Annotated in this window: 12 protein-coding genes; 5 read left to right on the forward strand and 7 right to left on the reverse strand. The window is 72.9% G+C overall.

From position 1 onward, the window contains the following. Positions 1 to 24 precede the first annotated feature (24 nt). The 6 genes from G6O68_RS03380 to G6O68_RS03405 form a co-directional block, all read right to left on the reverse strand. Positions 25 to 1,221, reverse strand: coding sequence for a FliM/FliN family flagellar motor switch protein (locus G6O68_RS03380; protein WP_165244826.1), 1,197 nt, complete (start codon positions 1,219 to 1,221; stop codon positions 25 to 27). Then, complete coding sequence (locus G6O68_RS03385) at positions 1,218 to 2,042, reverse strand: hypothetical protein (protein WP_165244828.1); 825 nt, start codon at positions 2,040 to 2,042, stop codon at positions 1,218 to 1,220. Before G6O68_RS03385 ends, G6O68_RS03380 begins: the two co-directional genes overlap by 4 nt. Positions 2,043 to 2,050: 8 nt before the next feature. Further along, positions 2,051 to 2,809, reverse strand: coding sequence for a response regulator transcription factor (locus G6O68_RS03390; protein ID WP_165244830.1), 759 nt, complete (start codon positions 2,807 to 2,809; stop codon positions 2,051 to 2,053). Positions 2,810 to 2,874: 65 nt separating this feature from the next. Continuing rightward, the gene (locus tag G6O68_RS03395) at positions 2,875 to 4,113 is read right to left on the reverse strand and encodes a hybrid sensor histidine kinase/response regulator (protein WP_165244832.1); all 1,239 of its coding nucleotides are present in this window, start codon (positions 4,111 to 4,113) and stop codon (positions 2,875 to 2,877) included. Between the two features lie 163 nt (positions 4,114 to 4,276). Beyond that, a complete protein-coding gene (locus G6O68_RS03400) occupies positions 4,277 to 4,792 on the reverse strand; it encodes a response regulator (protein WP_165244834.1) in 516 nt (171 codons plus the stop codon). Positions 4,793 to 4,885: 93 nt separating this feature from the next. Then, the gene (locus G6O68_RS03405) at positions 4,886 to 6,988 is read right to left on the reverse strand and encodes a PAS domain-containing sensor histidine kinase (protein ID WP_165244836.1); all 2,103 of its coding nucleotides are present in this window, start codon (positions 6,986 to 6,988) and stop codon (positions 4,886 to 4,888) included. A 240-nt stretch (positions 6,989 to 7,228) separates the two neighbouring features. On the opposite strand from G6O68_RS03405, the gene G6O68_RS03410 reads away from it, so the two are divergent. The 4 genes from G6O68_RS03410 to lgt are packed head-to-tail and all read left to right on the forward strand — an operon-like array spanning position 7,229 to position 9,803. After that, the gene (locus G6O68_RS03410) at positions 7,229 to 7,594 is read left to right on the forward strand and encodes a (2Fe-2S) ferredoxin domain-containing protein (RefSeq protein ID WP_165244838.1); all 366 of its coding nucleotides are present in this window, start codon (positions 7,229 to 7,231) and stop codon (positions 7,592 to 7,594) included. A 4-nt stretch (positions 7,595 to 7,598) separates the two neighbouring features. Further along, positions 7,599 to 8,456, forward strand: a complete 858-nt coding sequence (gene panC, locus G6O68_RS03415) for a pantoate--beta-alanine ligase (protein WP_165244840.1) — start codon at positions 7,599 to 7,601, stop codon at positions 8,454 to 8,456. A gap of 11 nt (positions 8,457 to 8,467) precedes the next feature. Then, on the forward strand, positions 8,468 to 8,896 hold the full coding sequence (gene panD / locus G6O68_RS03420; RefSeq protein WP_165244842.1) for an aspartate 1-decarboxylase: 429 nt from the start codon (positions 8,468 to 8,470) through the stop codon (positions 8,894 to 8,896). A 40-nt stretch (positions 8,897 to 8,936) separates the two neighbouring features. After that, positions 8,937 to 9,803 carry a prolipoprotein diacylglyceryl transferase gene (gene lgt, locus G6O68_RS03425; RefSeq protein ID WP_165244844.1) on the forward strand — a complete coding sequence of 289 codons (867 nt, stop codon included), beginning with the start codon at positions 8,937 to 8,939 and terminating at the stop codon, positions 9,801 to 9,803. 7 nt (positions 9,804 to 9,810) lie between these two features. On the opposite strand, the gene G6O68_RS03430 is transcribed toward lgt, so the two are convergent. Continuing rightward, entirely contained in the window at positions 9,811 to 11,457 is a 1,647-nt protein-coding gene (locus tag G6O68_RS03430; RefSeq protein ID WP_165244846.1) for a serine/threonine-protein kinase, read from the reverse strand. Between the two features lie 170 nt (positions 11,458 to 11,627). Between G6O68_RS03430 and G6O68_RS03435 the strand changes: the two genes are divergently transcribed. Next, positions 11,628 to 12,281, forward strand: coding sequence for an RNA polymerase sigma factor (locus tag G6O68_RS03435; protein WP_165244848.1), 654 nt, complete (start codon positions 11,628 to 11,630; stop codon positions 12,279 to 12,281). Positions 12,282 to 12,456: the final 175 nt, after the last annotated feature.

Below are 12,456 nucleotides of genomic sequence, written 5' to 3' on the forward strand. Positions count from 1 at the left end.
CCTGACCCGGGCGGGTCGATCCGATCAGAGGAAGACGCTGGTCACCCGGACGCCCAGCTCGGCGTCGATGAGGACGAGGTCGCCGCGGGCGACGAGGCGGCCGTTCGAGGTGATCTCGACCGGCTCGCGGCTGTGGCGGTTGAGTTCCAGCACGTCGCCCGGCTTGAGGTCGGCGAGCCGGCTGACCGGCAGGCTCACGCGGCCGAGTTCGACCGTCAGGGTCACGGGGACGTCGAGTGGGTCGGCGACCGGGCTCGGGCCGGGGCTCGACGATCGGGGGGAATCGGGGCTCATGGCGGCGTCTCCCTGGCGGCTCGGTCGTTGCTGGAGGAGGGGGCCCGCGACGCGGACCCGTCGGCCCGACGAGCCGGGCGCGGGCTCGACGAGGATGCGATACTCCGGCCCCGCGCCCGCCGCCCGGCAGGACAGGTCGAGCGCCCCGGCGAGGTCGTCGGGGGTCCCCCCCAGGCGCGAACCGGACAGCGGCAGCACGGCGCCGACGCGCAGCTTCCGCAGGCCCAGCGGCATGGGCGAGGCGCCGACGACCGCCCGCCAGTCGGAGCCGAAGTCGACGGCCGCCGGCGGGAACGGCGGCCGGGAGTCCGGGGGCGGCGGCGAGTCGGCCCAGTACGAGGCCAGCGAGGCCGGGAGCCAGAGCCGGATCGCGCCGGCCACGCCTCCGACGCGGACCGCCCAGCGGATCGTGACGACCTCGCCCAGCCCCTCGACGTCGAACGGGCTCGGGCCCACGCGGTCGATGGAGAGGTCGGGGGCGTCGGCCTCGGCCGCGCCGCCGAATCGGAAGGGGCTCGCCCCGGCGGCGGCGATCTCCTCCACGGCGCGGGCGACGAGATACGTCCAGACGCCCCACTCGACGGGCGTGGTCTGGAGCCGGCCGTCGGCGAAAGGGCGGTCGAAGCCCAGGAGCCGGTCGACGACGGCGTGGACGATCGGCACCTCGACGCCGATCGCCAGCCGGGTGCGGAGCCGGGGCCATCGGAGCTGCGCCACGAGCCCCGGCCTGCCGAGCGCCGAAGCTCGCGCCTCGACCTCCGGGCGATCGAAGGCGACGTCGTCCAGCCCGCCGGACGCCCCGAGCCAGGCGAAGGCCGCGCGGGCCGCCTCGCCCTCGCGCCAGGCCTGCGCGCGTCGCTCCAGGTCCAGGGTCCGGGCGGAAAGCCGGGGGAGGCCGTCCCAGACGTCGGAGGGGTCCACGCTCATCGCCCCCCCCCGCCCACCGCCGGGTGGGGCGCGGCGATCCGACCCCGGCGGAAAAGCTCGTTCCAGGCGGCTTTGAGGATCAGGGCCTCGACCCGGGCGAGGGTCGGGGCCTCGCGAGCCGACCTCGGCGCGACGGCCCGGGCCCGCCGGACGGCCGGGTACGGCAGGCGTTGAAGCGCCCATCGCATGTCGAACGGCTCGCACTCGGGCAGGAGCCGGAGGGCTGTGAACAGGCCCAGCAGCGCGGAGCCCCGGCGTCCGGAGAGCCCGGAGGACTCGACCGCCTCCACGTCCCGGAGCGCCCAGGCTCGCACCGCGTCCGAGGGCGTACCCAGGGCCTCACGCACCCAGGACGGCCCGCCGCCCTCGCGCGCGAGTGCCTGCTTGGCCCGTCCCACGGCCGACCAGAGCCGGAAGGCTTCGAGCGGCGACGCGCCGGCCAGGGCGGCGACGACCGGCGGGTGGTCGTCGCGTGGGGAGCCCCCCACGAGGCGTTCGGCCCAGAGCGAGAGCACCCAGGCCAGGACCTCGGGATGGGGAGGACGGTCCGGGGCGGCGAATCCCCCGGCGGCCCGCAAGGCCCGGCCCACGCCCGGCGGGCCGTGCGTCGCGACGGCCGCCCGGACGGCCGGCGACTCGTCCTGGATCGCCCGGGCCAGCCAGGAGGGGTGGATCCATTCGGGGTCGGCCTTCGCCTCCTCGCGGTGCCGACGCGCGAGGCGGCCGAGGGCCCCGGCGTCGCGGTCGGGGCCGAAGGCCCGCGCGCAGGCCGCCGCGAGGTCGGCCGCGTCGCTCGTCGCGTCTCCGGATCCGACGGCCATCGACGCCCTCACGCCCAGCACTTCATGAGGGTTAATCGCCGGCCGCCGCGGTCCACGGAGACCTCGTCGAAGGTGGAGAGGCCGGCGGCGAACGGGTCGTCGGCGGCCTCCGAGAGCCCTTCGAACCAGTCGATCCGGTCGCGGAATTCGAGGGTGAGGCGGTCGGGCGCCAGCTCGAAGTGGAGCGAGGCCGCCCCCCCCTCGGGGTGCTCGCGCCCACGGCGGGCGATCCGCTCCTCGGCCAGGTCGACGAGGGCGTTGATCCGGCCGGCGGCCTGCTCGTCGAGCGGGGTTCGGCCGAGGACCAGGCTGCGGAGCCTGGCCAGGTCGCGGAGCGGCGAATCGTCGGCGGGCTCGTCGAACCGGATCGCGCCCTTGACCCGCTCGCGTGAGGCCTGCTCGCGGAGGGCCTCGGCTCGCTCCAGAGCCTCGAAGATCCGCTCGGGGGCGTAGGGCTTGGAGATGAACTCGTCGGCCCCGGCGCGGAAGCTGTCGATCCGGTTGCGCTGGGCGACCCGGGCGGAGACGATGACGAGCGGCACCAGGCAGGTCGCCTTGGCGGACTTCACGGCGCGGCAGACCTCGTAGCCGTCGACGTCCGGGAGCATCAGGTCGAGGAAGAGGACGTCGGGGACCTGGCGTCCGAGCTGTTCCATCGCCTCGCCGCCGGTGAAGGCCGGGGTCGAACGGTAGCCGCGAAGCTTGATCAGCATCCCCAAGAGCTTGTTGGCTTCCGGTTCGTCTTCGACGATGAGCGCTGTGGGCATCGGGTTCTCGCGAAACGATGGGCCGGGCCGGGAGAGGTCCGAGGTCGGGGGGGGCGTCCGGGGCCTCAAGGGGGCGGCGGCTCGCCGTCGCGGCCGACGGCGACGGGGGCCACGGCGGGGCCGACGACCGCGGACTCGGCGCGGCGAGGCAGGCGGACGGTCATGCGGGTGCCGCCCCCGTCCAGCCGTTCGGGCGCGACCGATCCGCCGTGCATCTCGACGAACTGCTTGGCGATGCTCAGGCCGAGCCCCAGGCCCCGCTTCTGGAAGCCGAACTCGCCGGACGAGTGGCAGCTGGGGTCGAGCTGGGTGAAGAAGGGCTCGAACAGGTGTCGGAACGCCTCGGGGTCGATGCCGACGCCGCGGTCCTCCACCTCGACGACGGTCTCGTCCGGGCCGTCGAGCCGGGCGGTCAGCGCGACGTCGCCGCGGTCGGGGGTGAACTTGATGGCGTTCGTCATGAGGTTGACGAGGGCCGCGGCCACCTTGTCCGCGTCGATCTCGAACGGGCCCAGGTCGGGCGCGACCTCCAGCCGCAGGTGGAGGCCCCGGGCGTGGAGGAACGGGCGGACCTGATCGACGACGCCCTGGATCAGGGTCCCCAGGTCGACGGGGCGTCGTTCCAGGGTGCGGCGGAAGTCCTCGGCCCGGAGCAGCGTCAGCATGTTGGTGACCAGCCGGGCGAGCTGGCGGCCGCTGGCGGTGATCTGGCGGAGGATCTCGGATTCCTCGTCCGGGCGGGCGCCGGGCGAGAGCCGGAGCAGCTCGGCCAGCCCCAGGACGAGGGTGATCGGGGTGTTGAACTCGTGGCTGGCGACCTCGATGAAGGCCGTCTTGAGGCGGTCGGCGCGGGCCAGGTCCTCGTTGGCCTCGACGAGCCGCGCGTTGGCCTCCTGCAGCTCGGAGATCAGGGCCTTGCGCTCGGCCAGGAGGTCGTACTTCTCGGCGGCCTGGGCGATGACCCCCTCGAGCTCGACGGCGTCCCAGGGCTTGAGGATGTAGCGGAAGATGTGGCCTTCGTTGACCGCGTTGATCACGGCCTGGATGTCGGCGTAGCCGGTGAAGAGCATCCGGATGGCGTCGGGCTGCATCCGCCGGGCCTCGGCCAGCAGGGCGTCGCCGGACATGCCGGGCATCCGCTGGTCGGAGAGGAGGAGGTGGACCTCGTTCTCCTTCAGCAGCTCGAGCGCGGCGCGGGCGTTGGGGGCGGTGAGCACGCGATAGGCGCGGTGGAACTGGTGCCGCAGGCTTTCCAGCACGTCCACCTCGTCGTCGACGATCAAGAGGGTATGCCGCCGCTTCATCCGCTTCGCTCCGCCCGCGGTCGGAGGGTGGGGATCTGGCCCGTCCCGTCTCGACTTCACCCCGAGGCTCCCCGAACGGTCGCGCCGGGACCTCCCTGGTCCATCATACAGGTTCGCCGTCCGAATGCAGTCCCCGATATCCGTCCCGGCCGGGAAAGTGGGGTCAGGCCCCGAGGGGTCCGGCGGCGGGGACGTCGCGGTCCTTCAGCCGGTCCACCAGCGATTCCAGGCAGGAGACCCGCCCCTTGAGGCCGTCGATCTCGTTCAGGAGCAGGTCGCGCTCGCGGGCCGATTGCTCCAGGCGGTCGTACTCGGCGGCGGCCTGGCGGACGGCCTCCAGCAACTCCTCCGGCTGCCAGGGCTTGCGGATGAACTGGAAGACGTGGCCCTGGTTGATCGCCGCGATCACCGACTCCAGGTCGGCGAAGCCGGTGAAGAGCATCCGGACCGCTTGCGGATAGCGGGCCTTGAGCCGCGTGAGCAGCTCAACCCCGGTGATCTGGGGCATCCGCTGGTCCGACATCACGATGTGGACCTCCTCCTCCTGCATCAGCCGGTAGCCCTCGTCGGCGCTGTGCGCCTTGAGCACGCGGAACTCGCGACGCAGCAGGTCGTGCACGGAGTCGCACACGTTGGGCTCGTCGTCGACGATCAGGAGACAGTGCTTGCTCTTGGACATGGCCCGTCCCTCGCCTCCCGGATGGATCCCGATCCCCCACCCAGTCTACCATCTCGGGGCCGGTCGGAAAGCCCTCGGGCCGGGCGGGCGTGCTCAGGGAGCGCCGGCGGGCCGGGCGGGGGGATTCCTGGGGAGGAGGACGCGGAAGAGGGTGCCCCGAAGGGCGTCCGACTCGACCTCGATGCGGCCGCCGTGGCCGGCGACGATGCCGTGGCTGATCGCCAGGCCGAGGCCGGTCCCCTCGCCCACCGGCTTGGTCGTGAAGAAGGGGTCGAAGAGGCGGTCGAGGTCCTCGGGGGCGATCCCCTCGCCGTCGTCGCGGACGCCGATCTCGACCCAGCCCCCCTCGATCCGGGCGGTGATCTCGATCCGCCCCCCCTCCGGCCGCCCGGCCGCCTCGACCGCCTGGAGGGCGTTGATGACGAGGTTGAGCAGCACCTGCGAGATGTCCGACGGGACGCAGTCGATGCAGTCGACCCCCTCGTTGCGGACGACGACCTCGATGCGGTCGCGCTTCAGGCGACCCCGGGTCATCTCGAGGGCGCCGTCGATCAGCTCCTCGAGCGAGGCCCGCTCCCACTTCGGCCGCGAGGTCCGGGCGAGTCCGCGCATCTTCTGGACGATGTTGGCCACCCGGCGGACGCCCTCGAGCGTGCGGTCGATCATCGGCTCCAGGTTCTGGCGGATGTAGGGCCAGTCGATCTCCTCGGAGATCTCCGCCAGCCGGGCCGGGGCCTCGGGGCGGACGTCGGCCACGGCGGCGACGGCCTCCTCGGCGGCGGCCAGCAGCTCCAGGAGCCCCTTGGCGTCGCGGCGGAGCACGGCCAGGTTGTTCGCGACGTAGGAGAGCGGGTTGTTGATCTCGTGGGCGACGCCGGCGCTCAGCAGGCCGATCGAGGCGAGCTTGTCGGTGTGCGCCAGCATCGCGCGCATCCGCTGCCGCTCGGTCTGGTCGCGGATCGAGGCGACGTACTCGACCCGGCCGTCGGCCTCGACCGCGCCGAACGAGATCTCGATCGGGAACTCGGTGCCGTCGCGGCGGCGGCCGGCCAGCTCCACGGTCTGGTTCAGGATCGAGGCGGGGTCGAACCCCGGCCCCTCGCCGGCCTCCTGATCCCGGCCCAGGGCCGGGATCAGGAGGTCCAGAGGCTCGCCCAGGACGGCGCGCGACTCGTAGCCGAAGACGGCCTCGGCCGAGGGGTTGAACAGGAGGATCCGGCCGCCGCCGTCGGTGGCGACGATCGCGTCGAGGCTCCCCTCGGTCAGCCGGCGGTAGCGCTCCTCGGACTGCGACAGCTCGCGGTTCTTGGCCTCGAGCGCCTGGGCCGACTTCATCTGGACCTCGACGAACCGCCGCCGGGTCCGCTCCAGGGCGATCCGCTCGGTGACGTCGCGGATGATCGCCAGGACGGCCACCTGCTCGTCGAACCGGATCGTCGACGACGAGATCTCGACCGGGATCGACCGCCCGGACTTGGTCCGGTAGGACGCCTCGCAGGTGAGCTGGCCGTCCTTGAGCACCAGGTCGAGCCGGTCGCGGAAGCCCTGGGCGAAGTCGGCGTCGTCGATCCGGCCGACGTCCATCCCGACCAGCTCGCCGAGGCTGTAGCCCAGCAGCCGCGAGGCGGCCGGGTTGGCGTCCAGGATCTTGCCGCCTGGGTCGTGGACGAAGACCGCGTCATGGATGCCGTCGAAGATCGCGCGGACCCGGCGCTCGGACTCGACGAGGGCCTCCTCGGCCTGGATCCGCTGGCTGATCTCGGTGATGAAGGCGAAGAAGCCGACGACCCGGCCGTCGTCGTCGCGGGCGAGGTCGATGAGCAGCTCGACGGGGACCCGGCTCCCGTCCTTGTGGCGGTAGCGCTTGACCACCGTGGCGCGGCTCCCCGCCGCCAGGATCGCCTCGTGGGACCGGGCCGAGGCGTCCCGCGAGGACGGGTCGGTGAGGTCCATGATCGGCATGCCGATCAACTCCTCGCGGGAGTAGCCGACCAGCTCGCAGAAGGCGTCGTTGGCGTAGTCGATGCGGCGGTCCATGGCGAGCGTGGCGAACGGCTGGCCGCCGGACTGCAGCATCCGGTGGTGCAGCCGCATCAGCCGCTCGTCGACGTCGTCCGCGCGGCCGGGGCCGGCCGGCGGGATCCCGTCGCGTCCCGGCTCGGGGTTGCGATCCTGCGCGTCGAAGGTCGAAGCCACTGAGGAGCCCCGCGCGATTGGGGAGGGGACGACGTCGGCGCTACATCCACCGGCTCACCGTGAATACTATATCGAAGCCGACCCGATTCTACGATCGAGCGGCGGCCCCCGCCCGGCAATACCGCCCGGGGCGGGGAATGACAGAAGGGGCGGGACCTGCTATCCTGACGTCCGCGAGGTCGCGCCCCCGGGTCGGGCCCTCCTCCACGTCCCGCCCCCCGCCGCGAGCCGCCGAGAGCCATGCCCGTCTTCACGCATCACGTGTTCATCTGCGGCAACGTCCGCGAGCCCGGGCACAAGCGGGGATGCTGCGACCCCGAGGGCCGGCAGGCGCTCAAGGACGCCTTCAAGGTCGCGCTAAAGAAGGCGGGCCTCGGGCCGCTCGCGCGGGCCAACCACGCCGGCTGCCTCGATCAGTGCGAGCACGGGCCGGTCGTCGTCGTCTATCCGCTCGGCGTCTGGTACGGGAACGTGACGGCCGCCGACGTCCCCCGCATCGTGGAGAAGACGATCCTCGGCGGGGAGATCCTGGGCGACCTCCAGATCGCCGACGAGTGCCTCAACAATCCCAGGTGTCCACATCGAGCCGGGCCGACCGGGGGGTGATCCGATGCAGGTGGCGACCACGATCCCGTCGGCGCGCCAGGCGGTCGAGCAGGCCCGCGCCGAGGGCCGTCGGATCGGCCTGGTGCCGACGATGGGGGCCCTGCACGCCGGGCACCTCGCCCTGGTGGAGGAGTGCCGGCGGCTGGCCGACTACGCGGCCGTCTCGATCTTCGTGAACCCGGCCCAGTTCGGCCCCGGCGAGGATTACGACCGCTACCCCCGGGTGCTGGAGGACGACCTCCGGATGTGCGAGGCCGCCGGCGTCGACCTGGTCTTCAAGCCCTCGGCCGACGAGATGTACCCCCGGGGCGTCCCGGACGCCACGTTCGTCGAGGTCCCGGGGCTGTCGCACGTCTTCGAAGGCGTGATCCGGCCGACCCACTTCCGCGGCGTGGCGACCGTCGTGCTGGGCCTCTTCGAGATCGTCCGGCCGGACGTGGCGGTCTTCGGCCAGAAGGATTATCAGCAGCAAGCCCTGCTCCGCCGGATGGTGGAGGACCTGCACGTCCCGGTCGAGATCGTCGTCCACCCGATCGTCCGCGAGCCCGACGGCCTGGCGATGAGCAGCCGCAACATCTACCTGGACCCCGACCAGCGCCGGGGCTCGCTGGCCCTGCGGCGGGCCCTGGAGGCCGCCGTCGCGGCCGTCGCCGCCGGGGAGTCGGACGCGGACCGGGTTCGACAGATCCTGCGTTCCCCGATAGAATCCGAGGGGGCGGCGGTCCTCGATTACGCCGAGGTCGTCGACGCCCTTTCCCTGGAAAAGCTCGGACGGATCGAGCCGGGGCGGACCGCCGTCGCCCTGGTGGCGGCCCGGTTCGGCAAGACCCGGCTGATCGACAACGCCCGGCTGACGGAGTGAGGCGACCACGCATGCAGCTCAAGGTGCTCAGGAGCAAGCTCCACCTCGCCACGGTCACGCGGAGCGACCTGTACTACCACGGCAGCCTGACGATCGACCCCGATCTGATGGACGCCGTGGGCCTGCTGCCGTACGAGGCGATCCTCGTCAGCAACGTCGCCACCGGCGACCGCGCGGAGACTTACGTCCTCCCCGGGACCCGGGGCTCGGGCTCGATCGAGCTGAACGGCGCGATGGCCCGGCTCGGCGCCGTCGGCGACCGGGTGATCGTCATGGCCTTCGCGCAGATCGAGGCCGCCGAGGCCGACGCCCACCAACCCCGCGTGGTCGCCCTCGACTCCAAGAACCGGGTCGTCGAGCGGATCGACTATCCGCCGCTCGGCGAGGCCGCCGAGGCCCCCTTCCCCAACGGCCGTCCCGCCTGGGCCGAGACGATCTGACCAGACCGACAGACCGAGGCGCAGGAGGACGCGAGAGGCCATGCGACAGGTCCTGTTCGAGATCCCGATCTTCGGCGGAATCAAGGTCTTCGGCTACGGCGCGATGCTGGTGCTGGCCTTCGCCTCCTCCACCTGGCTGGCCGTCCGCCGCGCGCGTCGCGAGAGGCTCGATCCCGAACTCGTCATGGACATGGCGTTCTGGCTGTTCGCCGGGGGCCTGATCGGGGCCCGCCTGTTCTACTGCATCCAGTATTGGGGCCGGGGGATCGACGACATCCTCGACGTCTTCCAGTTCTGGAAGGGGGGGATCGTCTACTACGGCGGCATCTTCGGAGGCGTCGCGGCGTTCTTCCTCTACCGCCGGCTCAACCCGTTCCCGGTGCGGCCGTACCTCGACGCCCTCGCCCCGTCGATCGCCGTGGGGACGCTGTTCGGTCGGCTCGGCTGCTTCCTCAACGGCTGCTGCTTCGGCGACGTCTGCCACTCGCCGTTGGGCGTCCAGTTCCCCAAGGGCTCCCCCCCGTGGGAGACCGAGGTCCGCCTGGGCCTGATCCCGCCGGACGCGCTCCACTCGCTCTCGCTCCACCCCACCCAGCTCTACTCGGCGCTCGACGCCCTCGTCCTGCTCATCCTGCTCTGCGCCTACTACCCGATCCGGCGCCGCGACGGCGAGGTCATGGGGATCCTCATGATCACCTACCCGATCACGCGCTCCCTGATCGAGTACCTGCGCAACGACGAGGGGATCTTCTTCCTGGGCCTGACGATCTCGCAGACGATCAGCGTCGGCCTGCTCCTCGGAGCCGCCGCCTACTGGTTCTGGCTCTCGCGCCACCCGAAGACGCGGTACTACGACATGGCCCCGGCGATGGAAGCGGCCCCGGCGCTGGCGTCGGCCGCGTCCTGATGCTCGGCTAGCTCCCAAGCGGCGCGAGGACGACGGCTCGCAGGTCGAACAGGGCCCCGCGCAGGGGCTCCTCGGGGCCGACGTCGATCGTGTGGACCCCGGGGCGGAGTCGCACCTCGCCGACCGGAAAGGTCCGGTAGACGGACCAGCCGCCGGTGTCCCGGGCCTCGCCGAGGAATCGCCGGCCGTCGACTCGGACCTCGTATCGATTCTCCGCCTCGCCGTTGCGGTTGGCGTACTCCAAGAGCAGCCGGAAGTCGGCCTCCTCCTCGACGAGAAACGTCCATGAGGCGCGATCCTCGCCGCCGTGCCAGAATCCGAGGTTCCCGAAGGAGTCCTCGAACTTCAGCGTGTCCCCCGCGACCGAGGCGGCGGCCGCGCCCAGGCGGAGCGAGCCGTCCTCCTGGTAGACCGGCTTGAGGATCTCCGCCGAGCCCCCGTCCTGGCCCGTCGCGAAGTTCGACGACGGCCGCCCGTCGGTCCCGAGCGGGGCCCCGACGGGCCGCGACGCGACCCAGGCGCCCGCCGCGACCGCGAGGCCGGAGGCGACCAGGGCGGCCGCCCTCCCGCCGGGCCGCCGGCCCCGGAGCGAGCCTCCGACCGGCCGAACGGCGAGGAATCGACCCAGGTCGTCGGCCAGGTCGGCGGCCGTGGGATAGCGGCCGGACGGGGCCTCGCGCAGGCACTTCAGGGCGATCGCGGCCAGGTCGCGCGGCACGGCCGGGCGGATGGCCCGGGGGGACTTCGGCCCGGCCTCGCGGGCCGTCCCGGCGTCCGTCCCCTCGGCATGGGGCGGTCGGCCCGCGAGCATCTCGTAGAGGATCACGCCCAGGCTGTACACGTCGGTCTGGGGCCCGACGGGGCCCTCCCCCCCGGCCTGCTCCGGGGCCATGTAGCGGGGGGTGCCCCGGAAGCCCCCCTCGGCCCCCCAGTAGCCGTCGGTCTCGACCCACTTGGCCATGCCGAAGTCGGCGACCTTGGGGACGCCGTCGCGGGCGATCAGGATGTTGCCGGGCTTGAGGTCGCAGTGGACGATCCCCTGGCGATGCGCGTGGTCGACCGCCTCGGCCGCGACGCGGATCATCTCGGCCGCGCGGCGCGGGTCGAGCGGGCCTTCCCGCAGCACCGCCTCGAGCGAGCCCCCCTCGACGAACTCCAGCGCCAGGAACGGGCGGTCGCCGTGGCGGCCGATGTCGTAGATCTGGACGATGTTCGGGTGCCGGAGCTGGGCGACCGCCTTGGCCTCCATCTCCAGGAGTCGCGACGCTACGTCCGGCCGGCGGGCGACCATCTTGAGGGCCACGTCCCGGCCGAGCCGGATGTGCCGGGCCTTGTAGACGACCCCCGTGGCGCCCACGCCGATCGGCTCGGCCTCGATCGCGTAGTCAGGCAGATCGGGGAGGCCGGCGTCGGGGGTCCCGGGCCGGGAGGCCGCGGCGCGAGCGGCGGGCGGGGCGCCGAGGAGGGACCGGCGCAGCTCGTCGACAATCGGGTCGGAGCCCGAGTCCAGGGCCCTCGCCCGCGACTCGCACGCCTCGCAGGCCTCGTGGTGCCGGCCGACGGCGGCGATGGCGGCGTCCGGGAGGTCGCCCAGCAGGAAGGCGCGGAGGACCTCGTCGTCGGGGCACGCATCGAAATCAGCTTGCGGGTCCACCCTGGGCTCCTATACGATGGCGCGGCCGGCGGCGCCTCCCCTTTCCGCCGCCCGCCCCGGGCCCGGCCGCCCGCCGTATCGTATCGCGACGAACTCCACACGGAAAAGCGCCTTCCCCGCCCCATCGCGGCGGGGGGCGGACGCGACCGACCCGCCGAGGACGTCTCCCCATGCCACGACCGAACCTCGCCCGCGTCGACGCCCTCGGCGCGGGGGCGGACGCCACGTCGCTCACGCTCCTGGAACGGGCGAAGACGCGCGACGGCGACGCCTGGCGCCGCCTGCACGCGCTCTACTCCCCCCTGCTCCGCCACTGGTGCCGCCGCTGGGGCGTGCGTCCGGAGGACGTGGACGACGTGACGCAGGACGTCTTCCAGGCCGTCGCGTCGAGCCTCGACTCGTTCCGACGCGAGAGCGAGGACGACTCGTTCCGGGGCTGGCTGCACGGCGTGGCCCGCTACAAGGTCCTCACCCTCCGGCGTCGCGAGGGGGCCCGAGGGGCCGCCGGCGCCGACTTCCACGAGCACGTCCTCCTCCTGACCGCACCGTCCCACGACCCCTCGGACGAGGAGGAGCGGGGCCTGGTCGACGACCTCTATCGCGAGGCGATGGAGGCCGTCCGAGGCGAATTCGAAGACCGGACCTGGGTCGCCTTCTGGCGGGCCACCGTCGACGGCCACCCGCCGGCGTTGATCGCCGACGAGATGGGCGTCACGCCGGCCGCCGTCCGCCAGGCGAAGTCGCGCGTTCTCCGCCGCCTCAAGGACCTGCTCGGCGAGCCCCCCCGCCCGACGCCCCAGGCCGTCGAACGTCGCAAATCCTGACGATCGCACGAGTTCGACCGCCGGACCGGCCCTCGAAAAAAATCCTGTCACGCCTCGCGCGATGGAACACTGTGGGACGGGCCGCGGCGGGTTCTCCTCTCCTTGCCGGGCCGCGGGCCCCCCCGCGTCGCATACGCCGACGCCCGTCCCCCCTTGCGCCGATCCATCCCGCCGG

It is taken from the genome of Paludisphaera soli, from assembly GCF_011064595.1.
Classification (GTDB): Bacteria; Planctomycetota; Planctomycetia; order Isosphaerales; family Isosphaeraceae; genus Paludisphaera; species Paludisphaera soli.

What these genes read in the sequence shown, in the direction of transcription:
- G6O68_RS03395 (WP_165244832.1), bottom strand. Translation starts at nt 4,113, where the DNA reads ATGAAGCGGCGGCATACCCTCTTGATCGTCGACGACGAGGTGGACGTG.
- panC (WP_165244840.1), top strand. Translation starts at nt 7,599, where the DNA reads ATGCAGGTGGCGACCACGATCCCGTCGGCGCGCCAGGCGGTCGAGCAG.
- G6O68_RS03390 (WP_165244830.1), bottom strand. Translation starts at nt 2,809, where the DNA reads ATGCCCACAGCGCTCATCGTCGAAGACGAACCGGAAGCCAACAAGCTC.
- G6O68_RS03385 (WP_165244828.1), bottom strand. Translation starts at nt 2,042, where the DNA reads ATGGCCGTCGGATCCGGAGACGCGACGAGCGACGCGGCCGACCTCGCG.
- G6O68_RS03400 (WP_165244834.1), bottom strand. Translation starts at nt 4,792, where the DNA reads ATGTCCAAGAGCAAGCACTGTCTCCTGATCGTCGACGACGAGCCCAAC.
- panD (WP_165244842.1), top strand. Translation starts at nt 8,468, where the DNA reads ATGCAGCTCAAGGTGCTCAGGAGCAAGCTCCACCTCGCCACGGTCACG.
- G6O68_RS03410 (WP_165244838.1), top strand. Translation starts at nt 7,229, where the DNA reads ATGCCCGTCTTCACGCATCACGTGTTCATCTGCGGCAACGTCCGCGAG.
- G6O68_RS03380 (WP_165244826.1), bottom strand. Translation starts at nt 1,221, where the DNA reads ATGAGCGTGGACCCCTCCGACGTCTGGGACGGCCTCCCCCGGCTTTCC.
- lgt (WP_165244844.1), top strand. Translation starts at nt 8,937, where the DNA reads ATGCGACAGGTCCTGTTCGAGATCCCGATCTTCGGCGGAATCAAGGTC.
- G6O68_RS03435 (WP_165244848.1), top strand. Translation starts at nt 11,628, where the DNA reads ATGCCACGACCGAACCTCGCCCGCGTCGACGCCCTCGGCGCGGGGGCG.